The organism is Streptomyces sp. JH002 (genome assembly GCF_050916115.1).
Taxonomy (GTDB): domain Bacteria; phylum Actinomycetota; class Actinomycetes; order Streptomycetales; family Streptomycetaceae; genus Streptomyces; species Streptomyces xiamenensis.
In genome coordinates this window covers 1,720,641-1,744,049 of record NZ_CP087989.1, presented here as the reverse complement: position 1 = coordinate 1,744,049, position 23,409 = coordinate 1,720,641, and the positions used below count along the sequence as shown (strand labels likewise).

The window sequence follows — 23,409 nt, the reverse complement described above, 5'->3', positions numbered from 1 at the left end:
CTCGATCAGGCCGTCAGGCCACGGATCTTTCGGCCGGCCTCCGTGTCCGGGCAGAGGATCGCACCGGCCACCCGGCCGAGGGGTGGGCCCCCGGCGGGCCGCTTCGCGCGTCTCACTCCTCGCGCTCGGCCTCCCGCTGCGCGACCTCTTCCTCGTGCAGGCGCACGGCGCGCTCCGCCGCCGCCTCGTAGATCTCCGTCACCAGGGTCCGCGCGCGCTGCTCGTCGATGGTCCCGTTCGACCACTCCATCAGCCGCGCGGCCCATGAGCCGTTGAAGTCACCCATGCCCCCATTGCATCCCGGGCGCGGGGTTCTCGCAGGTCGGTGCACCGGTCGGCGGCCCGGCGGGCAGGCCGCCGAGCGGGGACGGGCCGGGCCGGCGCCGCCGTACGGATGGACGGGCCCGACGCGGCCACCCGGGTGATCCGCCCCCGGAGCGGGCCGCCCACCGCATCCGCGGGAGCGCCGGAACGTGCGCGACCGCCGTGCACGATGCTGCCGTTCGGCTGCAGCCTCGTGCCATCGCCGAGCCGCCCACACGCTCACCCGGCACGGGATCGTCTTGTCGGCGGCGGACAGGCCGCCGCCGACAAGACGGAGGAGGATCCCCATGGCGGGACCCAGCCTTGCGAGACAGTGGGCCCATCTCGGCCCGCTGCACGAGAACTCCCCGGGGGAGGTCGGACGGGCGGCGTCGCCCGTACTGGCCACGCCGTCCGCCTTCGCGGCCGGCATGGGCATCGTCGTCGGCGCGTACGTCGTGGGCCGCATGATCGGCAGCGAGACCGAGCCGGTGATCCAGTGACCGCCGCCGACCGCGTCCCGGCACTGCGGGACCTCAGCCCCCTGACCGAGAACTCCCCCGGTCAGGCGCCCGGCAGCGCGACGGCCGTACTGGCCACGCCCACCCCGGCGGCCATGATCGTGATCGCGTACGCCGCGTTCGAGGTCGGCCGGATGGTGTGCGGCACCACCGAGCCGGTGATCCAGTGACGGCCACCGACCGGATCCCCGCCGTCCTGGCGGAGATCGGCGAGCTGAACGAGGAGGACGGGGGCCGGGCGAGCGCGCCGCGCGCCGTCGTGCTCTGCCTGCACACCTCGGCCTACATCGCCGTGTCCGTGGTGGGCGACACCGAACCCTCGCTCCCCTCGCTGTGACCGGTCAGGAAGGACATCGCATCCCCATGTCGCGCATCGCCGCCTATCTGGATGACTCACCCGTGCTGGCCACCATCCCGGTGCTCGACCGGACCGGCAGGGTCTCGCCCGCCCGGCCCGTGCTGGCCACCCCGGTGACCATCGTCGCGTTCGGAGCGGGGGTGGCGGCGGGCAGCGCCATCGTCGCCGCCTTCGAGGCGGGACGCACCGCCGGCACCTCCATCGAACCGATCATCACCTGACCGTTCCGACGCCAGGTCGTGCCCCCGGCCGGGCCGGTGCCCCGTGGCCCCGCCCGGCCGGGCCCCTCCACCCCCGGAAGGCCCTGATGAGCTGATGAGACTCCCCTCCACCAAGCCGAAGAAACTGTTCGCCTCACTGCTGGGGCCCGTCACCGTCGGCCGCCGGCGGGCGATGGGCCTGTCGGAACGACTGTCCGCGGCCACCACCCTGGTCGCCTCCCTGGAATTCCTCAGCGACCGCCGTCACCACCGGCGCGGCGGGCTGAGCGACTGGTCGATCAACCGCGAGCTGTACGCGGACTGTTCGCGCCCCACCCGCGCCATGCTCGACGTCCTGGCCCACGAGCGGACGACCACCGCTCTGTACGCCGCCCGCGCCGCCGCCAGTGCCGCGCTGATGCTGCCCGGCGACGGGCGCTGGCGCGGCGCCGCCAACCTCTTCCTCGGCCTGTCCGGCGCCGCGATGTACCCGCTGCACCGGCTCGGTTCCGACGGCTCGGACCAGGCGTCCGGCATGGTCCAGACGGCCACCGGGCTCGCCCGGCTCTCCACTTCCGAACGGACCCAGGACGCGCTGCTGTGGTACGTGGCGCTCCAGTCCAACATGTCCTACCTGGTCTCCGGCTGGGTCAAGCTGCTCGGCGCCGACTGGCGCAGCGGCACGGCGCTCGGCGGCGTCCTGCGCACCAGGACGTACGGCGAGAAACACCTGTGGCGGCTCACCCAGCGCTACCCGCGCACCGGCCGGGCCCTGGCCCACGGGGTGCTCGCCCTGGAGTGCCTGTTCCCGGTGATCTACCTCAAGGGCGGCGTGCTGGCCCGGCCCGTGCTGGCCGCCACCGTCTCCTTCCACGTCGCCAACGGCTTCGTCATGGGGCTCGGCCGGTTCGTCACCGCCTTCGCCGCCATGCACCCGATGGTCGCCTACACCAGCGCCCCCAAGGACCACCCCGCCATCGCCGGCCGCGACGACCGCGTGCTGCGCGCCGTCGCCGCGGTGGCCGCCGGCGGTGTCGCCGTCGCGGGCGCGCTCGCCGCCACCCGGCGCATGCGCGTCACCGACGGCTGGTACGGCACCCGTACGGTCCGCACCCGGCACGGCAACACCCTCGCCTACGACACCACCATCACCCCCGAGGGCAGCGGCCCCGTGGTGGTCTTCGTGCACGGACTGACCGCGCTGCCCGAGCACTTCGGCTGGCTCACCCAGGCGCTGCGTACCCGCGGCGGACCGCAGCTGCTCACGTACAGCAGGGCGGGCTACGGGCCCAGCCGGTACGCGGGCGCCCGCCCGTACACCCTCCAGGAGTCCGTCGAGGACCTGCTCGACCTGATCGACCAGACGGTGCCCGAAGGCCGCCCCGTGGTCCTCGCCGGGCACTCGCTGGGCGGCGAACTCGCCCGCCGCGCCGCCCCCACGCTGGGCGGACGGCTGCACGCCCTGGTCTACCTGGACAGTTCGCACCCGGGGGAGCTGTCCCGCTCCGAGCAGCAGAGCGAGTCCGCCGAGCGGCTCACCAGCGCCATCCGGACGTTCACCGTCAGCCTGCGGGCCGGTCTCGGCGTGCTGATGACCCGCCCGGAGTGGGTGGACCACCTGCCGCGCCCGTTCCGGGCCAAGGCCATGCACAGTTACGCCGACGCCCGGATGTGGACGGCGGGGATGCGCGAATGGCGGGCGACCGAGGAGGACTTCCGCGGCCACGCAGGAGGGCTGCCGCCGCTGGCCGCGCACGCCCTGGTGGTCTCCGCGCAGCAGACCGTGGACCGCGACCCGGCACAACTGCTCATGCACCGCGAGCTGGCCGACGCGCACCGGGGCGCCGGGCGTATCGTCCGCGAGCTGGTGATCGAGGGATCCGACCACGACACCCTGCTGACGAAGGCGGAGTTCGCGCTGCGGACCGGGGACCACCTGCTCGACTTCCTGCGCGAGACCGGCCCGGCTCCGGTCACGGCTCCGGCCGCCGTCCGCGCCGACGCCGCCCGGGAGCTGTCATGAGAGCGGCGGACGGCGCGGTCCGGGTCGCCGTCGGCCTCATGCTGCTGGGCACCCTGGCCAGCCAGCACCCGCACATGTCCTTCCACCGGGTGATGCGCAAGGACCGGTTCAGCTCCGCGTTCCCCAACTGGCGGTTCTTCGCCCCCAACCCCGCCCAGCACGACTTCGAGTTCTTCTACCGCACGCTCGACGAGGCGGGGGAGACCTCCTCCTGGCAGCCGGTGGAGGTCATCCAGGGCCGCCACCCGCGGCAGATCCTCTGGTTCCCCGGGCGGCGTCCGGAGAAGGCGGTCTTCGACGTCGGCAGCGAGATCATGATGGCGCTCGACAAGGGATTCGACGTGGTCACCCGGCAGCCCGCCTACCGGCTGCTGAGCGCCTTCTTCCGGGACCGGATCGAACGCTCGGCCCAGGCGGACGCCGTCAAGGGCTTCCAGTTCACGATGGTCCGGGGGGCCGGGTACGACGAGACGGAGGAGCCGGACATCGTCTTCGTCTCCCCCTACAACCCCCTGCGGGACAGCCGGGAGGCGGCACGATGACGACCACGGCCGAGCACGGACCCGGCGGCGGCACCGACAACAGCTCCGCGTACGGGCGGGCCTTCGCCCACTTCTACGACCGGATCTTCCCCAAGGACCCGTACGCCGCCCTCAGCGCCCAGGTCCTGGCGGGCTGGCACCCCGGCGGCGGCGCCCTGGAGTTCGGGGTGGGCACCGGACGGATCGCCATCCCCCTGGCGGCCCTGGCCGGGCCCGTCACCGGGGTGGACTCCTCGCCCGAGATGCTGGCCCTGCTGCGCGCCGCCGTCAGCGAGCGCGGCGTGCCCGTCACCGGGGTGCACGGCGACATCAGGACGTACACCGACGAACGCCGGTACGGGCTGGTCTACTGCGTGTGCGCCACCCTCTCGATCCTGCTGACGCCCGAGCAGCAGCGGGCGGCGATCGCCCGCGCGGCGGAGCGGCTGGCGCCCGGCGGCACGCTGGTGGTGGAGACCCACAACCCGGCGTACGTGCACGCCCTGCACGAGGGCCGCCGTTCCACCTCCTGGTTCACGCCCTACCCGGAGCCCGACACGGGACTCCAGACGTACTCCACCCTCGTCCCCGGCAGTTCCCTGTGGCAGGCCCAGCACCTGTGGCACGAGCCGAGCGGCACCCGGGTGGGCAGCGAGATCAGCCGGCTGACGACGCCGGAGGAGACCGACGGGTACGCCGCCGCCGCCGGACTGGTGCCCGCCGGGCGGCAGGCGGACTGGCTGGGCGGCCGCTTCCGCGAGGACAGCCCGCTGTGCATCAGCCGCTATGTGCACGACGACCGGGGAACGGGTGGTGCGGACCATGACGACCGTCAGCACGGCTGAGCCCACGACCGGGCCCGCGACGGAGCCCGTGACGGAGCCCGCCGCCGAGCGCCCCGCCGGGCCGGGACCCGGCACCATCTGGGGCATCGCCCGCCGCCACCGACTGCTGCTCGGCTCCGGGGTGCTGCTGGGCGTGGTGGGCGTCGCCTCCACCCTCGCCCAGCCGGTCATCGTCTCCGACCTCATCGAGGCGGCCGGAGCCGGCGAGGCGGTGGCCTTCCTCATCGTGCTGCTCGGCGCCCTGCTGCTGGCGGACGCCGCGCTCTCCGCCACCCAGGGCTATCTGATCGGCCGCGCGGGCGAGAACATCGTGCGCGACTCGCGTACCTTCCTCACCGGCCGGGTGCTGCGCGCCGACCTGGCGGCGTACCAGGCCAGACGGCAGGGCGACGTCCACACCCGGCTGGTGTCCGACACCTCCCTGGTGAAGATCGCGCTGTCGCAGAGCCTGGCCCAGATCATCGTCAACGGCCTGGTGGTCATCGGCTGCGTGGTGATGATGGCGTGGATCGACATCTGGCTGCTGCTCATCGCCCTGGGCTGCATCGGCGTGGCCAGCGCCGTCTCCCTGTGGCTGGCCCGCAGGCTGCGGGTGGCCGCCGTGCGCAACCGGGAGGACACCGGGGACTTCGGCGCCGACCTGCACCGGGTGCTCGGCGCCCTGACGACGGTGAAGGCGGCGCGTGCCGAGGACCGCGAACAGCACCGCATCGGCCTGCTGACGGAGCGGGCGCGCGACTCGGGGATCCGGGTGACCGCGTACGCCTCGGTGCTCACCCCCACCATGAACGTCGGGCTTCAGGCCTCGCTGGCCGCCGTGGTCGGCGCCGGCATGGCGCGCGCGGCGACCGGCTCGCTGGGCCTGGCCGACTTCACGGCGTTCGTGATGTACCTCTTCTATCTGGTGTCGCCGCTGGTGCTGGTGTTCATGAGCATCGGCGCCTACCAGCAGGGCCGGGCCGCGATGGCCCGTGTCGACGAACTCGTCCACCTGCCGCAGGAGGACGGCCCTGCCACGGCCCCGGAACCGGCCGCGGTCCCCGATGCGCTCACCGGTACGGCACCCCCCGCCGTGGAATTCCGCGCCGTGCGCTTCGGGTACGGCGAGGACGGCCGGAACGTGCTGGACGGCGTCTCCTTCGCCGTCCCGCCGCGCGGACTGACCGCCCTGGTCGGCCCGTCGGGCGCCGGCAAGACCACCGCCTTCCAGCTGATCGAACGCTTCTACCGGCCGCGCGGCGGCGCCGTCCTGGTGGACGGCCGCGACATCGCCACCCTCCCGCTGTCCGCCGTCCGCGGCCGGGTCGGCTACGTGCAGCAGGACAGCGCCGCGATGCGCGGCACCCTGCGCGAGAACATCACCTACGCCGCCCCCGACGCCACCGAGGCCGAACTGCGGGACGCCGTGCGGATGGCGGGCCTGGACCAGGTGGTCGCCGACCTGCCCGAGGGCCTGGACACCGTCCTGGGCGACGGCGGCACCGGGCTCTCCGGCGGGCAGCGGCAGCGGGTGTGCATCGCCCGCGCGCTGCTCCAGCGGCCCGCCGTGATGCTGCTCGACGAGGCCACCTCGCACCTCGACTCGGACACCGAGGCGGCGCTGCGCGAGGTGCTGGCCCGGGTCGCCGAGCGGTGCGCGGTGATCGCCATCGCCCACCGCATCTCCACCGTGGTGGACGCCGGCCACATCGTGGTCCTGGAGGGCGGACGGGTACGCGATCGCGGCACCCACCCGGAGCTGATGGCCCGCGACGCGCTGTACCGGCGGCTGGCCACCACCCAGTTGGTCGCGGACACGGCGCCGGCCGCCGGACGACAGGATCCTGCGGGACGGGTGCAGTGAGTTGCCATCGCGCGCCTTCCCGGCGCCGACCGGCGCATGACAGATTCACGGGGTGCGCACGAACGCGGCGCACCGACAGCACAGTTACGGAGGTCGGTAGATGAACGCCACACCGCACCGGCGGCGTACGGCCGCACGCGTCACGGCACTCGCCGTGGCCGCACTGCTGGCGGCCGGCGGGACGGCCGCCACGGCGACGGCGTACGAGGGCGGCGGTGGGAGCAGCGGGGGCGGCGGCGCCTCCGGCGGCTGGGCGCAGGTCGCCGGCACGGCGTTCACCGACCCCGCCGACCGGCTCGTCCCCGAGCCCGGCACCCCCCGGCCGCCGGAGCCCGATCCGGAGAAGTGCAACCGCGAGGACTGGCAGCAGCCCTGCGCCAACGGCTGGCAGTGAGACCCCGCGCGTGAACGGGGCGATGGGGGGCGGCGGGGCGGGCCCGTCCGCCCCCGCCCGGGCCGCGCTGCCCGGCACGGGGGGCCGATGACGGACGGGGCGGGGCACGGGGACGGGGAGGGTCAAGGGGAGGGGCTGGATGGGGAGATCGCACTGACACTGACCGCCGCGCACGCCCACGACGGCGAGATCGCCCTCGTCCGGCTGCTGAGCCTGCTGCCCGGCCACTGGACGTACCGGCACCGGGTGACGGCGGCCCGCATCATGCTGTGGGTGCGGACCCCGGCGGGCGCGCCGGCCGTGCACGCCGCGCTCCGCGCCGCCCTGGCCGACCCCGCGCTGCACGGGTGGCTGCCGGACAGCGGCTGAAGGGGCCGCGGCCGGTTCAGATCCAGCCGCGGTCGCGCGCCAGCAGCGCCGCGTGCGCGCGGTTCTCCGCCGCCAGCAACTGCATCAGGTCCGCGATGTGCCGCCGGTAGGTGCGCAGCGACACCCCCACCTCCCGGGCCCCCGTCTCGTCCTTGCTGACGGTGCACATCCGCTGCAGCACCTGCCGCTGCGCCTCGGAGAGTTCGGGGTTCTGCCGGTCGGGGGAGTCCACCAGCGCGCCGAAGTCCCGCGCCGCGTCCCACAGCCGCTCGAAGAGCGTGATGATGTTGCCGACCAGGGCGCTCTCGCGGGCACACAGCGCGCCGCGCGAGGTGTTGGCCGGGTCGATCGGAACCAGCGCGGTGTGCCGGTCGTAGACCAGGATCAGCTCCGAGAAATCCTCCGCGATGCGGATCTGCGCCCCGTGGGCGGTGAGTTCCCGCAGATAGCTCAGGGTGGGGGCGTCCCGCAGCGCCTCGGCCCGCACCAGGTTCCTGATCCGCACCCCGCGCCGCAGGCAGCGCAGGTCCAACGGCCGCGCGTGCTCGATGTTCTCCTTGGACAGCGCGGTGTACGGCTCGGCCGACAGCACCTCGGAGTGCGCGAAGAACGACAGGTCGTCGATGCGGCTGCGCACCAGCCGCAGATCCTCCAGCCGTTCGATGCCGCCCGCCGCCGCGTCCGGCGCCGCGGGCACCGGCCGTTCACGGTGCAGCGAGTCGACGATGGTCCTGGTCTGGGTCAGATGCCGCATCTCCTGGTGGAGCCGCTCCAGGCGGTCCTCGGCGAGCCGGGGCACCGCGCTGTCCGGCTCGGCGGCCCAGGTGTGCTCGTCATCGCCCAGCAGCAGCCGCAGTTCCCGCAGCCGGTCCACCGCCTCCTGCGCCTGGCTCCGGCCGGTGCGCAGTACGACGTGGATCTCACGCGGTGAGGTGCGGGGGTTGCGCAGGAAGTGCCGGTAGATCTCTTCCTCGGCCGCCGACAGCCCGAGCACCGACATCGCGTATGCGTGCAATACGCCCTCCCCGTGAACCTTCGGCGCAAGTTGCGTTCGAGTCGCGAGCGACAGGGCGAAGCCTATGGTGCGACGGTCGCCTTGCGAAGAGCCAAGCGGAGGCAAAACAGCGAGGCGGGCCCGTGGACGCCCACCTCCCCCCGCCCGTGCCCCCTCGGAACCTCCGGCCCCGGCACCGGGGCCGGCCATCCGATCGTGGGCAAGATCACGCGAATCGAACCCCCCGGTCACGCCCACTCGTCAGGTTGTGCGCACAGCAGAGCGCCGGGAGGACGCCACACGCCCGGCACCGGGGCGGGAGGACACATGGAAGCGCGGGAGACGACCTTCCAGAAGCTGATCCAGGGGAACTTCTTTACATGGAGTTGGGGCATGAGGAGGAGATCCACGTGCCCACTCAAAGGTTGATCGTGGCCACCAGAGTGACAACCACTGACGAACCGGGTGTGCTGACTTGACAGTCGCGGTGGCCCCGTTACTGCGGCAAGAGACACAACGTGGCGGCACTATGCCTCGATGTCCTCGGTGACGCTCCGGAGGGCTCCCACGTGCGCACGGCTTCCCACTCTGCGATGGCAAGACATCGATCGGTTCCGGCTTCACGGGCGGTTCGCCGCAACCCTTCGACCTAGTACAGGCATGGTCTTCGTCCAGGTGTGCTGATGACCGGGACGGTCGTGGAAGAAGCAGCCGTCGACAGTGCGATGGCGCAGCTTCGGCTCCATGAGGGGCTTCAGGTTCCGGACCTTCGCTCCTCGACCTTCTCCCTGACTCTCTCTGCTGCCTGATCCAGATCCTCGTGTTCCCAGAATCGAAGAACCGCCCACCCTTGACCCTTGAGAGCGAGCGTGGTGGAGGCGTCCCGGTCTCGATTGTCCTTGATCTTCTGCCCCCACTCCTCACCGCTCTTCTTGGCAGGTCGGTAGTGATCCGGACAGCCGTGCCAGAAGCAACCGTCGACGAAGACCGCTACCTTGGCTTTGGGGAATACGATGTCCGCTGTGCGTCGAAGCTCAGGGAGCGGGCGGATGCCGACCCGGTAGCGCAGCCCTCTGCGATGCAGGGCGGCGCGCAGTACGAGCTCCGGTTTGGTGTTCTTTCCCTTGTTCGCGGTCATGATGGCGCGAACGGAGACCGACGACGCTGTCGAGCCCGGGGGGAGGGGCTCGTCAATTACCTTGCCGGTTTCCCGTGCCTTCGCCCACGCGAGAGTGAGGTTCGCTCTGCGCGTCGGTTCGTAGACCTCACAGACATACTTCTCCCTCGTTTCCCCATTGTCCGACCAGCGGAGGTACGCGCGGATGCGGCGAGTGCTCCGGAACAGTCTGAGCTGGATTGACCCGCGTGCGCAGGAGCCGTCGTCGAGCGGCACGGCTCGGCGGTGCCGGCCCCCTGCGGCTCTGTCTTGCTCGGCGCTGCGTTTGTCACGCGGCAGACCTGGGCGTGCCTTGTACGCCTTCGCGGGCGGCAGTCGATCATTCCAGCCCCGCTGCGTACCGATCGCCTCCTCGTGTCTCACGCCTTCTCCAGGGCGCCGACCGAGTTCAGAGCGGCGGCGACCGCGTCCGCGAACACCTTGCCCAGCTTCACCGGCACAGCGTTCCCGAGCTGCCTCATCTTCTCGCCACGCGGGCCAGCGAATGTCCACTCATCGGGGAAGGTCATGACGCGCGCGGTCTCGCGGACCGTCATGTACCGGTAGCCGCTTCCATCGAACGTCGGGTCGTCCATCATCATCACGGACTCACCGCCAGGGACACCGTGCACGCCGGCTTTGACAGTCTTGGCCGGCCGGTCCAGGAGGTTGGGAGTGTGCCCCGTGTAGACCCGGGCGCCTGGCCACCCAAAGTGGTCAGAGATCATTCCCACCTGTTCCTTGCTGTTGACCGCCGCCTCGCTGACTGGCGGCAGGGGACGCCCTTCAAACTCGTCAACACCGTGGATCGCGTCCCGAAGCGTCCGCCATGGCTGGAGGGCGAGCTTCTCCTGGGTCTTCGGGTTGTTGTAGTTGAGCTTCGGCAGATTCGCGATGGCGCGGGCCTTCGCTACCTCCGAGACCTTCCGGTGACGGACCCAATACTCTCCGCCCTCACGCATGGAATGGATCAGTGCCTCATCCGAGTGTGTTGCTTTTGGTGCGTATTTATCCCATTTGGCCTCGTCCAGTCCAAGGTCGGCGCGGAAGGCTACGATCACGACTCGCTGTCGGATTTGTGGGACGCCGAAGTCAGCCGCGTTCACGGGGTGATGCTTCACGATGTAGCGCTCGGAGACGGGCACCGAGTCGTTGGCGAGGAGCTTCTCCAGAACCTCGTTGTGCTCCTCCCATGTCGCGCCCTCCTCGCGCTCGACAAACGGGAGTCGCATCTCGTTGAGGATGTACTGAAAGTAGGGGTTGAAGGACTTTCTGAGTAGGCCCCGGACGTTCTCGCAGATGACGGCCTTTGGCCGCATCTCTTGGATGGCGCGGAACATCTGAGGGAACATGTTCCGTTCGTCCTCAGTCCCCTTGGCGACGCCGCCCAGGCTGAACGGCTGGCAGGGTGGGCCACCGGCAAGGACATCGACCTGGTCTTCCAGTTCTTTGAAGTCGTTCCGCAGCAGGCGGACGTCGCCAGGCTTCAGTGGCCACTTCCCGCCCCCCGGCATCTCATTGCTCTGGAGCGTCTCGATGGCCCGCTTGGCGTACTCGTTCACGAGCAGCGGTCGGAAGCCAGCGTTGTGGACGCCCATGGCGAGGCCACCACCACCGGCGAACAGCTCGACACAGGTACCCACCTCGGGATGCTTCTCTCGCAGCTCAGACATGGGAAAACCATACCGCGGAGCTAGCGTTCACGTGAGCCCTTCGCGCAAATCCGACACCGCGAGGCCCGAGTTCACCAGATAGAGTGACGACAATCACTCGTCGCAAGCGCAGGAGGCCCTGGTCGTGTCGCTGGTGAACCACGCCGAGTTCAAGTTGAGCATCACCAAAGCGCTCGGAGACCAGCTCGCGGCCGCCTTGAAGAAGCTGACGCCGGCGCCTCTATCCATGGAGAACATCCGGTCGCTCCGGCCGCTGCCCGGCGTTTATCAGCTTTACAAGGACGAAGACCTTGTCTACGTAGGCAAAGCTGATCGCAGCCTTCCGCAACGTATCGAGAAACACTTTCGGAAGATCTCCGGCCGCACGAACATCTCTCTCGATCAGATGACGTTCACCTGTCTCTACGTGGATGAGGATTTCGGCGCGGTCGCTCCAGAGCGTCTGCTGATCAATGAACACAGGGGGCAGGGGAAAGCTCCATGGAATTACAACGGATTTGGCAATAACGACCCAGGTAAGCGGCGTGATACGACTGAGGTGGATGAGGGTCACTTCGATCACGAACACCCGATCGACCTGGAGTACAAGCTGACAGAATTGCTCAGCCAACGCACCCATGCGGACGAGCTGGTGCCTCTCTCCCGCTTGCTCCAGGAGATCAAGAACCACCTTCCGTACGTATTCCGCTATCAGGCGTCAAGGGAGTTCGACGACATAACTGTGGGACTCCCGGGTGCGGGCGTTACGGCAGATGAGGCCCTGAGGGTCATCGCCGCGAAGCTTCCCGATAGGTGGCAAATCACCGCCCTTCCCGGGTACTTGATCATGTACCCGAAGGCTGAGGACTATCCGAGTGGCCGGCGCTACTACCGCAACTCCGGTGTTGTGGACGTCTGGCATTAGTGAGAGCGCAAATCTAGTAAATCGTACGAGTCGGAGGTCCGAGTACAAGTTGTCAGCTTCTCCCAGTCCGTTCAGCGAAAATCTCCCCTCTCCGCAGAAGCCTCCTAAGAAGCCTCGAAAATCAAAGACATGGCGAAAATTGGCGGAAGGGCGTCGTTTCACCCCGTATAATCCGCTAGATCTGGAAAACCTGGGACGCAGCGTGGAAGCCGAACTCCTCAGCCGGGCTCCCGAGCCGTTGGATGAGGTCAGTCCCATACACGGGAGTGGCATCTACGCTCTGTACTACTGCGGGTCGAATCCCCTGTACGCGGAGGTAAGTTCGCCGGACTGCCTCGTTCCCGTATATGTAGGGCAGGCCCGGCCCACTGGTGTGCGCAAGGGCGCGGCTGAGGAGAAGCCCGATGCCACCACGTTGTGGGATCGGATCTACGAGCACAAGCAGTCGCTCCACCAGGTTCACGACTTGGAGATCTCGGACTTCCGGGTTCGGTACCTGGTCGCGATCGAGGCGTTCGTGAGCATCGCGGAACGGGTGATCATCCGGCACTACCGGCCAGTGTGGAACAGCATCGTCGACGGCTTCGGAAACCATGACCCCGGAGCCAATCGGCGTAAGGATAGTTACCGTCCCGCCTGGGACGAACTGCATCCGGGCCGCTGGTGGTCCCATCCAGACAACATGCCGACGCCGAGTAAGACAGCAGCGGATGTATCCCGTGCCCGGATCCGTGATCTGCTCACCGGAAGGCTGTCCAAAGAAGCGGTCCTCGCCATCGAGGCGGAGCAGACGGAAGGGGATGAGCCCGACTGAACTGAGGCTTCCGCCGATGGCGCGGTGGTCGGTGGCGGAAAGCTCGGTGCAAGGACAGCGGGTGAGTTGGAAGGCGACAAGCGAGCCCGCTACACCGTCCGTCGCGCAGGTGGCTGCCTGCGAGTCCGCTTCGGTAGATGTATGAGATGACTGTTTGAAGTCCCGTCCTCGGAGATTCGCGCTGTGGTGTCGTGGAGGACGCCACCGGTCGCGGTCGTGGGCTCAACATACGATCCAGCTCGGTGGAGTAAACGATCAGAAGGGCGTTCTCCGGGGCGAACTGGTGCTGCCATTCGACCTCAGTCATCTGGCTGCCGTCAGGCGCTCAGCCACATGCGCCTGCACATGCGCGAAAACCCCGTCCCAGCGAAAGCGCTGATGACGGGGTCTTCAGGAACCTGATCCCAGGTGCCCCCGGCAGGACTCGAACCTGCGCACACGGCTCCGGAGGCCGATGCTCTATCCGCTGAGCTACGGGGGCTTGGCGTCGCCTTGGCGACATCGAGAACATTACCAGCTCCCCGGCAGACCTCCGTACCGGGTTCCACGGGGTGGGAGTTTGCGAAAGGGCCGGACGGGGAGCGGGGTACGCGCTTACCCTGGCGGGGTGCCAGGCGCTACCGGCCGGGTCCTCGTCGTCGACGACAGCCAGGTCATCCGGCAGCTCATCAGGGTCAACCTCGAACTCGACGGTTTCGAGGTCATGACCGCGTCCGACGGCGCCGAGTGCCTGGAGACCGTGCACCGTTTCCGGCCGCACGTCATCACCCTCGATGTGGCCATGCCCCGTCTGGACGGGCTGCGCACCGCCTCCCGGCTGCGGACCGACCCGCGCACCGGGCACATCCCGCTGGTGCTCGTCAGCGCCAGCACGGATCAGGACCCGCCCGCCGAGGTGGACGCCGTGCTGGGCAAGCCCTTCGAGCCGACCGTGCTGGTCCGCGAGGTACGGCGGCTGTGCGACCAGGGGCGGGGGCGCCAGGCGCCCGCCTCCTCTCGTACTCTGACCAGGTGACCCCCGACCAGCTGTCCCGCGTCGTGCTGCGCTGTGTGCGCCAGGCCGTCGAGAGCGGTCGGCTGCCCGGTGCCGCCGTCCCCGCGCGGGTGGTGGTCCGGCGCGCCCCGCATGGGGAGCCGGGATGGTCCACCGCCGTTGCCCACCAGCTCGCCCGCCCTGCCGGGCGGCCCGCCGCCGAGGTCGCCGCGCTGCTGCGGGACGCCCTGCTGGCGCAGGACGGGATCACCGGCGCGTCGGTACGCGACGGGTTTCTCACCCTCCAACTGCACGGGGACGGCGACACCGCCCTGCTGCGCGCGCTGGCCGCCGGCCCGGTGCCCGATTCCGTACCCGAGGACACCCGGCGCGACATCGCGCGCTGGAGCGAGGCCACCGGCGGCGACCGGGCCGCGCTGCTCGTGCAGCGGGTGGAGAACCCGCTGTTCCGGGTCCGGTACGCGCACGCCAGGTGCCGGCACCTGCTGGGGCACTCCGCGCGGTTCGGCCTGAGCGCCGAGCCCGCCCCCGCCGCGCACCCCGCCGAGCGCACCCTGCTCGACGCCCTCGGGGAGTGGGCCGCCGCCGGGAACAGCCCGCAGCGGCTGGTCGCCATAGCCGGCGCCTGGCTGGAGGCGGAGTCGGTGCGGGCCACCCTGCCCGTCGGGGACGAGAAACCCGGGACCGCCCACCGCGCGCGGCTGGCCCTCGCCCAGGCCACCGCGACGGTGCTCGCCGGCGGTCTGTCCCGGCTGGGTGTCAGTGCCCCCCGTCATCTGTAGCTCTCGCACCACCAGAGGTCTTCCATGAGCCGTTCCGCCCACCCCGCCGGGCCCCGTCACGCCGATGTGCTGCCGGAGGGCCACTACAGCGCCCCGCCCACCGATCTCAACGCCCTGGATCCCAAGGTCTGGGCCCACTCCGTGCGGCGCGGCGAGGACGGCGTGGTCACCGTCGCCGGCATCGGCGTCGACCGGCTCGCCCGCACCCACGGAACGCCCGCCTACATCCTGGACGAGGGCGATTTCCGGGCGCGTTGCCGTGCCTGGCGGCAGGCGTTCGGCGACGGCGCCGACGTGTTCTACGCCGGCAAGGCGTTCCTCTCGCGTGCCGTCGTGCGCTGGCTGCGCGAGGAGGGGCTCAATCTCGACGTCTGCTCGGGCGGCGAACTGGCCACCGCCCTGGCGGCCGGTATGCCCGCGGCGTCCATCGCCTTCCACGGCAACAACAAGTCCGAGCACGAGATCCGCCGGGCCGTCGAGGCCCGCGTGGGGCGCATCGTCGTCGACTCCTACGACGAGATCGACCGCGTCGCGCGGATCGCCGGCGAGCACGGCGTACGGCAGCCGGTGCTCGTGCGGGTGACCGTCGGGGTCGAGGCGCACACCCACGAGTTCATCGCCACCGCCCACGAGGACCAGAAGTTCGGCCTCGCGCTGGCCGGCGGCGCCGCCCTGGACGGCGTGCGCCGCGTCCTGGCCGAGCCCCAGAGCCTGGAACTGCTGGGCGTGCACTCGCACATCGGCTCGCAGATCTTCGACCTCGCCGGGTTCGAGGTCTCCGCGCGCCGCGTCGTGCAGCTGCTGGCCACCGTCCGTGACGAGTTCGGGGTGAACCTGCCCGAGATCGACCTCGGCGGCGGGCTCGGCATCGCGTACACCTCCACCGACGACCCGCTGGAGCCGTTCGACATCGCGAGGACGCTGCGCGACATCGTCGAGCGCGAGTGCGCGGCGGCCGGCCTGGACACCCCCCGGCTCTCGGTCGAGCCGGGGCGCGCGATCATCGGGCCCTCCGCGTTCACCCTCTACGAGGTCGGCACCGTCAAGCCGCTGGAGGGGCTGCGGACGTACGTCAGCGTCGACGGCGGGATGTCCGACAACATCCGCACCGCGCTGTACGACGCCGAGTACTCGGTGGCGCTGGTCTCCCGGGCCTCGGACGTGCTGCCCATGCTGAGCCGCGTCGTCGGCAAGCACTGCGAGAGCGGCGACATCGTGGTGCGCGACGCGTACCTCCCCGCCGACCTGGCGCCGGGCGATCTGATCGCCGTCGCCGCCACCGGCGCGTACTGCCGCTCGATGGCGAGCAACTACAACCACGTGACCCGCCCGCCCGTCGTCGCCGTCACCGACGGTGAGGACCGGGTGATCGTCCGGCGGGAGACCGAGGAAGATCTGCTGCGGCTCGACGTTGGCTGAGTCCACCGCCGAGTCCGCATACTGAACGCAGGCGGGGGACGGCCCCCGCCTGCATAAGACTGAGGGCCGTAAGACACATGGAAAGGCGAGGTCGAATGGTGCGTACGCGTCCGCTGAAGGTGGCACTGCTGGGCTGCGGCGTGGTCGGCTCCCAGGTGGCTCGCCTGATGACGACGCACGCCGAGGATCTCGCCGCCCGTATCGGCGCCCCGCTCGAACTCGCCGGGGTGGCCGTGCGCCGCCCCGACCGGGTGCGGGCCGGCATCGATCCGGCGCTGGTCACCACGGATGCCGAGGGCCTGGTCACCCGGGACGACGTCGACGTGGTCGTCGAGATGATCGGCGGCATCGAGCCCGCCCGCGGTCTCATCGAGGCCGCGTTCAAGAACGGCGCCGGGGTCGTCACCGCCAACAAGGCGCTGCTCGCCCAGGACGGCCCGGCCCTGCACGCCATAGCCGCCGAGCACGGCGCCGACCTCTACTACGAGGCCGCCGTCGCCGGGGCCATCCCGCTGCTGCGCCCGCTGCGCGAGTCGCTGGCCGGGGACACCGTCAACCGCGTGCTCGGCATCGTCAACGGCACGACCAACTTCATCCTGGACCGGATGGAGTCCTCGGGCGCCGGCTACGGCGAGGCCCTGGACGAGGCCACCGCCCTCGGGTACGCCGAGGCCGACCCCACCGCCGACGTGGAGGGCTTCGACGCCGCCGCCAAGGCCGCGATCCTCGCCGGGATCGCCTTCCACACCCGGGTGCGGCTGGACGACGTGCACCGGCAGGGCATCACCGAGGTCACCGCCGCCGACATCGCCTCGGCCCGTCGGATGGGCTGCACCGTCAAGCTGCTGGCCATCTGCGAGCGCGCCGGGGACGGCCGTTCGGTCACCGCCCGGGTGCATCCGGCGATGATCCCGCTCAGTCACCCGCTGGCCTCCGTCAAGGGCGCCTACAACGCCGTCTTCGTCGAGGCCGACTCGGCCGGGCAGCTGATGTTCTACGGCCCCGGCGCCGGCGGCGCCCCCACCGCGTCCGCCGTGCTCGGCGACCTGGTCGCGGTGTGCCGCAACAAGCTGGGCGGCGGGCGCGGGCCGGGCGAGTCCGCGTACACCCAGCTGCCGGTGAGCCCGATGGGCGACGTCGTCACCCGCTACCACATCAGCCTGGACGTGGCCGACAAACCGGGTGTACTGGCCCAGTGCGCCCTGGTCTTCGCCGACCACGGCGTCTCCATCGACACCGTCCGGCAGTCCGGCAAGGACGGCGAGGCCTCGCTGGTCGTCGTCACCCACCGGGCCCCGGACGCCGCGCTGACCGCCACCGTCGCGGCCCTGCGCGAGCTGGACACCGTGCATGATGTGGCCAGCATCATGCGCGTCGAGGGCGAGTAGCCGCCTCTTTTCCGCAAGTGAACAGGACACGACCGTGAGCATCTTGGACGCGACCAGCACCAGCCGTCAGTGGCGTGGGGTCATCGAGGAGTACCGCGACCGGCTGCCGGTCACCGCGGCGACGCCCGTGGTGACGCTGCGCGAGGGCGGCACGCCGCTCGTACCCGCGCAGGTGCTGTCCGAGCGCACGGGCTGCGAGGTGCATCTGAAGGTCGAGGGCGCCAACCCGACCGGTTCGTTCAAGGACCGCGGGATGACCATGGCCATCTCCAAGGCCAAGGAGGACGGCGCGCAGGCCGTCATCTGTGCCTCCACGGGCAACACCTCCGCCTCCGCGGCCGCCTACGCGGTCCGGGCGGGCATGGTGAGCGCGGTGCTGGTCCCGCAGGGCAAGATCGCGCTGGGCAAGATGGGCCAGGCCCTCGTCCACGGGGCGAAGATCCTCCAGGTCGAGGGCAACTTCGACGACTGCCTGGAACTGGCCCGCGGACTGTCCGAGAAGTACCCGGTGGCGCTGGTCAATTCGGTGAACCCGGTGCGTATCGAGGGGCAGAAGACCGCTGCCTTCGAGATCGTCGACATGCTGGGCGACGCCCCCGACATCCACGTCCTGCCGGTCGGCAACGCGGGCAACATCACCGCGTACTGGAAGGGCTATCAGGAGTACGCGGCGGACGGGCCGGCCTCCCGCACCCCGCGGATGTGGGGCTTCCAGGCCTCCGGCTCGGCGCCGATCGTGCGCGGCGCGCCGGTACGGAACCCGACCACCATCGCCACCGCGATCCGCATCGGCAACCCGGCCTCCTGGGCGTTCGCCGAGCGGGCCAGGGACGAGTCCGGCGGCCTCATCGACGAGGTGACCGACCGTCAGATCCTCTCGGCCTACCGGCTGTTGGCCGCCGGTGAGGGCGTCTTCGTCGAGCCGGCCTCGGCCGCCTCGGTCGCCGGACTGCTCAAGGCCGCCGACCAGGGCAAGGTCGACCCGGGGCAGCGCATCGTGTGCACCGTCACCGGCAACGGCCTGAAGGACCCGGACTGGGCGGTGGCCGGCGCGCCGCAGCCGGTCACGGTGCCGGTGGACGCCGACGCCGCCGCCGAACGGCTCGGCCTGGCCTGATGCCGCGCGGGCCGGGGCCGGCTTCCGCCCGGCTTCGGCCCGTTGCCGTCACGCACCGTACATCCCGGGGGGCGACACCCCTCCTCCCTGTATCGCGTCTGAACCTTCCTTCGATAGGCTGGTATTCAACCCCGTGCAGCGCGATCGCGAGACAGGTCGGCCTCCGGGGCATGCCGCACATCTCACCAAGGAGAGTCATCGAGCGATGGCCCATCCCGCCTTCCGCGCCGCCGCCGTCCGGGTCAGGGTCCCGGCGACCAGCGCCAATCTCGGCCCCGGATTCGACGCCCTCGGGCTGGCCCTGGGGCTGTACGACGACGTGGTCGTCCGGGTGGCGGAATCCGGGCTGCACATCGACATCGCCGGGGAGGGCGCCGACACACTGCCCCGCGACGAGCGGCATCTGCTGGTCCGCTCGCTGCGCACCGCGTTCGAGGCGCTCGGTGGCCAGCCGCGCGGCCTGGAGGTGGTGTGCGCCAACCGCATCCCGCACGGCCGGGGCCTCGGCTCGTCCTCGGCCGCGATCTGCGCCGGTCTGATGGCGGCGCGGGCGGTGACCTCCGGCGGTGAGAGCCGGCTGGACGACGCCGCGCTGCTGGAACTGGCCACCGAGATCGAGGGCCACCCGGACAACGTCGCCGCCTGCCTGCTGGGCGGTTTCACCCTGGCCTGGGGCGACACCGGCGCGGTGCGGGCGATCCGCATGGAGCCGGCGAAGGACCTGGTGCCGGTGGTGTTCGTTCCGTCGAAGCCGCTGCTGACGGCCACCGCGCGCGGTCTGCTGCCGCGCACGGTGCCGCACGCGGACGCCGCGCTCAACGCGGGGCGCGCCGCGCTGCTGGTCGAGGCGCTGACCCGGCGCCCCGAGCTGCTGCTGCCCGCCACCGAGGACCGGCTGCACCAGGAGTACCGCGCGCCGGCCATGAGCGAGAGCATGGAGTTGGTGCAGCGGTTGCGCGCCGACGGCGTACCCGCGGTGATCTCGGGCGCCGGGCCGACCGTACTCGCCCTGGTGGGGGACGAGGCGGCGGACAAGACGGCGCGGCTGGCCGGTGCGGGCTGGACGGCGAACCGGCTGGCCCTGGATCTGTCGGGGGCCAGTGTGCTGCCGCTCGCCGGATCCGCCGGGCCCGAGCGGTGAGGGACGCCGGGCAGGGGATTTCCGTAGTGGGAGTGGGGGAATGAAGGCAGTATCCGGTAGTGTTAATCTCAAGTCTGCACGTACCGTCCCGATGGATTTCTCCAGGGGCACGGTATTCCGGGGTCCCGTCCACGGGACCATCCGATTCTTCCGGGAGCCTTCACTCATCTGCCTGAGCAGCCTGCCGGGCATGTCGAGTCCGCTCCGGAATGGGTGCGGCGTCGTTTCGCGGCGATTCCCCGTTCTTCTCCGTGATTCCCCCGCATCGCACGTTGCATTGATTCCTTCCGCCATGTCGCATCGGCGGAACCACCGCCCGGCCGGCCCGCGCCAAGGGGACCGCAGCCGGACAGCACAACCGGTCGCCGAGCCAGACAGGCCGACGCCCGCTCCAGGGAAGGACCCTTCGTGAGCGACACCACCGATCTGATGGGTGTGAGTGCCGACAGCGCCGGCAAGACCGCCGGTGATGCCACAGCCTCCGCCACGGACGCTCCCGCCGCCTCCGCCGCGCCCCGGCGCCGGCGTTCCGGCACCGGCCTCGACGGCATGGTGCTGGCCGAGTTGCAGCAGGTTGCCTCGGGCCTCGGGATCAGGGGCACCGCGCGGATGCGCAAGAGCCAGCTGATCGAGGTCATCAAGGAGAAGCAGGCCGCCCCCTCGGGCGGCGGCGCCCCCGCCTCCGCCCCCGCGGCGGAGGCCAAGCAGGCCGCCGCGTCCGACACGGACGACACGAACGGCACGGACAAGCCCAAGCGCCGCACCACCTCGCGGGCGCGTACGGGTGAGGCCGCCGAGGCACAGCGGCAGCAGCAGATCGACATCCCCGGCCAGGCCGAGGGCACCGCCGCCACCGCGGACAGCGGCAACGGCGGCGGCAAGAGCGGACGTACCGCCCCCGCCAAGGACGCCGACACCGCGGGCAAGGACGACAGCTCCGGCGGTGAGCGCCCCGCCAAGCGGGAGCGCGAGCGCCGCGGCAAGAACAGCGGCGGCCAGGGCCAGCAGGGTCAGAACCAGAACCAGCAGGGCCAGAGCCAGGGTCAGGGCGGCGGCCGGGGCAACCGGGACCGCGACCGGGATCGTGACCGTGACCGTGACGGCGGTGGCCGTGGCGACGGCGGGCGCGGCGACGGCGGGCGTGACCGCGACCGCGACAACCGCGGTGGCGGCGACGACGAGTTCGGCGACGGGCGGCGCGGACGCCGCGGCCGCTACCGCGACCGGCGCGGCCGGCGCGGCGGGCGCGAGGAGACCGGTGGTTTCAACGAGCCGCAGGTCGCCGACGACGATGTGCTGATCCCCGTCGCGGGCATCCTCGACATCCTCGACAACTACGCCTTCGTGCGCACCTCCGGCTACCTGCCCGGGCCCAACGACGTGTACGTCTCCCTCGCCCAGGTCCGCAAGAACGGCATGCGCAAGGGCGACCACGTCACCGGCGCGGTCCGCCAGCCCCGGGACGGCGAGCGGCGCGAGAAGTTCAACGCGCTGGTGCGGCTGGACTCCGTCAACGGCATGGCCGCCGAACACGGCCGCGCCCGCGCCGAGTTCAACAAGCTGACCCCGCTCTACCCGCAGGACAGGCTGCGCCTGGAGACCGAGCCCAACCAGCTGATCACCCGGATCATCGATCTGATCTCGCCCATCGGCAAGGGGCAGCGCGGTCTGATCGTGGCCCCGCCGCGCACCGGCAAGACCACGATCATGCAGGCGGTGGCCAACGCCATCACCCGGAACAACCCCGAGTGCCATCTGATGGTCGTGCTCGTCGACGAGCGCCCCGAAGAGGTCACCGACATGCAGCGGGCCGTGAAGGGCGAGGTCATCTCCTCGACCTTCGACCGCCCCGCCGAGGACCACACCACCCTCGCCGAGCTCGCCATCGAGCGCGCCAAGCGGCTGGTGGAGCTGGGGCACGACGTGGTGGTGCTGCTCGACAACATCACCCGTCTGGGCCGTGCCTACAACCAGGCGGCGCCCGCCTCCGGCCGCATCCTGTCCGGTGGTGTCGACTCCGCGGCGCTGTACCCGCCGAAGAAGTTCTTCGGCGCGGCCCGCAACATCGAGGACGGCGGCTCGCTGACCATCCTGGCCACCGCGCTGGTCGAGACCGGCTCGCGGATGGACGAGGTGATCTTCGAGGAGTTCAAGGGCACCGGCAACATGGAGCTCAAGCTCGACCGCAGGCTCTCCGACAAGCGGATCTTCCCGGCGGTGGACGTGGACGCGTCCGGCACCCGCAAGGAGGACCTGCTGATGGGCAGCGACGAGCTGGCCATCGTGTGGAAGCTGCGCCGGGTGCTGCACGCCCTGGACTCCCAGTCCGGCGTGGAACTGCTGCTGGACAAGATGAAGCAGACCAAGTCCAACGCCGAGTTCCTGCTCCAGATCCAGAAGACGACCCCGACCCCCAACGGTCAGGACTGACCCGGATCCGGATCCCCCGTGTAAGGGCCGCATCACCCATTGTGGTGATGCGGCCCTCGCCGTATCGGGTGAAACTGGGGCAATGGCGGATGACTCCGCGGATGACGCTCTGCCGCCCGGCGCGTCGGCCCTGACCGCACGTACGCGCCGCGGGCGCCGCAGGCTGCGCGTCGCCGCCCTCACCACCGCCGCGGCGCTCACCGTGACCGCCGCGGCGGGGGTCGCCCTGTACGTGAAGTTCGACGGCAACATCGCCGGCCTCGACATCGACTCCGCACTGGGCGGGGACCGGCCCGAGGACGCCCCGCACGGCTCCCTGGACATCCTCGTCCTGGGCTCGGACTCCCGGGCGGGCGGGAACGGCGTCTACGGCTCCGAGGACGGTGCCCGCGCCGACACCGCGATGATCGTGCACATCAACGAGGAGCACGACGCCGCCACCCTGGTGTCCATCCCCCGCGACACCCTGGTCACCCGCCCCGCCTGCGACCGGGCCGACGGCACCGCCGCCCCCGAGGCCCCGCGCACCATGTACAACGAGGCGTACGAGATCGGCGGGCCCGCCTGCGCCGTCAAGACCACCGAGTCGCTGACCGGCATCAGGATGGACCACTACATCGAGATCGACTTCAAGGGCTTCGAGAAGATCATCGACACCCTGGGTGGCGTCGAAATCACCACCCGCGAGGATCTGCGCGACCCCGACAGCCGTCTCGACCTCGCCGCCGGCACCCACACCCTGGACGGGGCGCAGGCCCTGGCCCTGGTCCGCACCCGGCACGCCATCGGCGACGGCAGCGACCTGGGACGCATCCGGCTCCAGCACACCTTTGTCCGCGCCCTGGCCGAACAGGTGGGCAGCATCGGCCTGTTCGGCAACCCGAAGAAGCTGTACGACCTGGCCGACGCCGCCACCTCCTCCCTCACCACCGACTCCGCCCTGGCCTCCGTCTCCGAGCTGACCGGCCTGGCCCGTACCCTCAAGAACATCGGGCCCGACCAGCTGGACATGATCACGCTGCCGGTCGCCCACGACGAGCACGATCCCAACCGGGTGGTGCCCCTGTCGCCGCAGAGCGAGCGGCTGTGGGAGGCGCTCAGGCGGGACGAGCCGGTGCCGGAGGCGGCCCGCGAGGGCTCCGCGGCGGAGCGGGAGCAGCCCGGCGCGGAGGTCACCCCGGGGGCGCCGGAGGGCGGGGAATAACGGTCTGGGCACCCTC

At 70.9% G+C, this 23,409-nt stretch carries 24 protein-coding genes and 1 tRNA gene; 20 read left to right on the top strand and 5 right to left on the bottom strand.

Annotated elements, in window-relative coordinates; all coding sequences use genetic code 11:
* Positions 1-112: 112 nt before the first annotated feature.
* Positions 113-286, bottom strand: coding sequence for a hypothetical protein (locus H7827_RS07490; protein ID WP_158708039.1), 174 nt, complete (start codon positions 284-286; stop codon positions 113-115).
* A gap of 325 nt (positions 287-611) precedes the next feature.
* Between H7827_RS07490 and H7827_RS07485 the strand changes: the two genes are divergently transcribed.
* The 10 genes from H7827_RS07485 (at position 612) to H7827_RS07440 (ending at position 7,377) form a co-directional block, all read left to right on the top strand.
* Positions 612-806, top strand: a complete 195-nt coding sequence (locus H7827_RS07485) for a hypothetical protein (protein WP_030733549.1) — start codon at positions 612-614, stop codon at positions 804-806.
* A complete protein-coding gene (locus H7827_RS07480; RefSeq protein WP_030733550.1) occupies positions 803-994 on the top strand; it encodes a hypothetical protein in 192 nt (63 codons plus the stop codon). Before H7827_RS07485 ends, H7827_RS07480 begins: the two co-directional genes overlap by 4 nt.
* Positions 991-1,161: a hypothetical protein gene (locus tag H7827_RS07475; RefSeq protein ID WP_262833863.1), complete on the top strand. Its 171-nt coding sequence runs from the start codon at positions 991-993 to the stop codon at positions 1,159-1,161. Before H7827_RS07480 ends, H7827_RS07475 begins: the two co-directional genes overlap by 4 nt.
* 26 nt (positions 1,162-1,187) lie before the next feature.
* The gene (locus H7827_RS07470; protein ID WP_262833864.1) at positions 1,188-1,403 is read left to right on the top strand and encodes a hypothetical protein; all 216 of its coding nucleotides are present in this window, start codon (positions 1,188-1,190) and stop codon (positions 1,401-1,403) included.
* A gap of 94 nt (positions 1,404-1,497) precedes the next feature.
* On the top strand, positions 1,498-3,405 hold the full coding sequence (locus H7827_RS07465; RefSeq protein WP_432743615.1) for an alpha/beta fold hydrolase: 1,908 nt from the start codon (positions 1,498-1,500) through the stop codon (positions 3,403-3,405).
* Entirely contained in the window at positions 3,402-3,947 is a 546-nt protein-coding gene (locus H7827_RS07460; RefSeq protein ID WP_432743613.1) for a hypothetical protein, read from the top strand. Before H7827_RS07465 ends, H7827_RS07460 begins: the two co-directional genes overlap by 4 nt.
* Positions 3,944-4,771, top strand: coding sequence for a class I SAM-dependent methyltransferase (locus tag H7827_RS07455; protein WP_432743611.1), 828 nt, complete (start codon positions 3,944-3,946; stop codon positions 4,769-4,771). Before H7827_RS07460 ends, H7827_RS07455 begins: the two co-directional genes overlap by 4 nt.
* On the top strand, positions 4,749-6,614 hold the full coding sequence (locus H7827_RS07450; protein WP_432743609.1) for an ABC transporter ATP-binding protein: 1,866 nt from the start codon (positions 4,749-4,751) through the stop codon (positions 6,612-6,614). The genes H7827_RS07455 and H7827_RS07450 overlap by 23 nt, the downstream gene beginning before the upstream one ends.
* Positions 6,615-6,714: 100 nt before the next feature.
* Complete coding sequence (locus H7827_RS07445) at positions 6,715-7,008, top strand: hypothetical protein (protein WP_262833869.1); 294 nt, start codon at positions 6,715-6,717, stop codon at positions 7,006-7,008.
* A gap of 87 nt (positions 7,009-7,095) precedes the next feature.
* Complete coding sequence (locus H7827_RS07440) at positions 7,096-7,377, top strand: hypothetical protein (protein WP_432743606.1); 282 nt, start codon at positions 7,096-7,098, stop codon at positions 7,375-7,377.
* A 16-nt stretch (positions 7,378-7,393) separates the two neighbouring features.
* On the opposite strand, the gene H7827_RS07435 is transcribed toward H7827_RS07440, so the two are convergent.
* The 3 genes from H7827_RS07435 to H7827_RS07425 all read right to left on the bottom strand — a co-directional run bounded on the left by H7827_RS07435 (position 7,394) and on the right by H7827_RS07425 (position 11,200).
* A complete protein-coding gene (locus tag H7827_RS07435; RefSeq protein WP_432743604.1) occupies positions 7,394-8,377 on the bottom strand; it encodes a helix-turn-helix transcriptional regulator in 984 nt (327 codons plus the stop codon).
* A 748-nt stretch (positions 8,378-9,125) separates the two neighbouring features.
* Positions 9,126-9,764, bottom strand: coding sequence for a very short patch repair endonuclease (locus tag H7827_RS07430; protein ID WP_432743602.1), 639 nt, complete (start codon positions 9,762-9,764; stop codon positions 9,126-9,128).
* A gap of 143 nt (positions 9,765-9,907) precedes the next feature.
* Positions 9,908-11,200, bottom strand: coding sequence for a DNA cytosine methyltransferase (locus H7827_RS07425; protein ID WP_432743600.1), 1,293 nt, complete (start codon positions 11,198-11,200; stop codon positions 9,908-9,910).
* 124 nt (positions 11,201-11,324) lie between these two features.
* Here H7827_RS07425 and H7827_RS07420 point away from each other — a divergent pair, with 124 nt between their 5' ends.
* Both H7827_RS07420 and H7827_RS07415 read left to right on the top strand, forming a co-directional pair.
* Positions 11,325-12,104 (top strand): GIY-YIG nuclease family protein, encoded by a 780-nt coding sequence (locus H7827_RS07420; protein ID WP_432743598.1) that lies wholly within the window; start codon positions 11,325-11,327, stop codon positions 12,102-12,104.
* Complete coding sequence (locus H7827_RS07415; RefSeq protein ID WP_432743596.1) at positions 12,055-12,918, top strand: Eco29kI family restriction endonuclease; 864 nt, start codon at positions 12,055-12,057, stop codon at positions 12,916-12,918. Before H7827_RS07420 ends, H7827_RS07415 begins: the two co-directional genes overlap by 50 nt.
* 409 nt (positions 12,919-13,327) lie before the next feature.
* Here H7827_RS07415 and H7827_RS07410 read toward each other — a convergent pair.
* Positions 13,328-13,399, bottom strand: a tRNA-Arg gene (locus H7827_RS07410).
* A gap of 126 nt (positions 13,400-13,525) precedes the next feature.
* On the opposite strand from H7827_RS07410, the gene H7827_RS07405 reads away from it, so the two are divergent.
* The 8 genes from H7827_RS07405 to H7827_RS07370 all read left to right on the top strand — a co-directional run bounded on the left by H7827_RS07405 (position 13,526) and on the right by H7827_RS07370 (position 23,393).
* Positions 13,526-13,933 carry a response regulator gene (locus H7827_RS07405; protein WP_432743594.1) on the top strand — a complete coding sequence of 136 codons (408 nt, stop codon included), beginning with the start codon at positions 13,526-13,528 and terminating at the stop codon, positions 13,931-13,933.
* On the top strand, positions 13,930-14,694 hold the full coding sequence (locus H7827_RS07400) for a DALR anticodon-binding domain-containing protein (RefSeq protein ID WP_432743592.1): 765 nt from the start codon (positions 13,930-13,932) through the stop codon (positions 14,692-14,694). Before H7827_RS07405 ends, H7827_RS07400 begins: the two co-directional genes overlap by 4 nt.
* A gap of 24 nt (positions 14,695-14,718) precedes the next feature.
* The gene (gene lysA, locus H7827_RS07395) at positions 14,719-16,113 is read left to right on the top strand and encodes a diaminopimelate decarboxylase (RefSeq protein WP_432743590.1); all 1,395 of its coding nucleotides are present in this window, start codon (positions 14,719-14,721) and stop codon (positions 16,111-16,113) included.
* Positions 16,114-16,208: 95 nt separating this feature from the next.
* A complete protein-coding gene (locus H7827_RS07390) occupies positions 16,209-17,501 on the top strand; it encodes a homoserine dehydrogenase (protein WP_030733566.1) in 1,293 nt (430 codons plus the stop codon).
* Positions 17,502-17,544: 43 nt separating this feature from the next.
* On the top strand, positions 17,545-18,618 hold the full coding sequence (thrC, locus tag H7827_RS07385; protein ID WP_030733567.1) for a threonine synthase: 1,074 nt from the start codon (positions 17,545-17,547) through the stop codon (positions 18,616-18,618).
* A gap of 205 nt (positions 18,619-18,823) precedes the next feature.
* Positions 18,824-19,759 carry a homoserine kinase gene (thrB, locus tag H7827_RS07380; RefSeq protein WP_030733568.1) on the top strand — a complete coding sequence of 312 codons (936 nt, stop codon included), beginning with the start codon at positions 18,824-18,826 and terminating at the stop codon, positions 19,757-19,759.
* Positions 19,760-20,167: 408 nt separating this feature from the next.
* Positions 20,168-22,189 (top strand): transcription termination factor Rho, encoded by a 2,022-nt coding sequence (gene rho / locus H7827_RS07375; RefSeq protein WP_386533238.1) that lies wholly within the window; start codon positions 20,168-20,170, stop codon positions 22,187-22,189.
* Positions 22,190-22,271: 82 nt separating this feature from the next.
* Entirely contained in the window at positions 22,272-23,393 is a 1,122-nt protein-coding gene (locus H7827_RS07370; protein ID WP_432743587.1) for an LCP family protein, read from the top strand.
* The last annotated feature ends 16 nt before the right edge of the window (positions 23,394-23,409 follow it).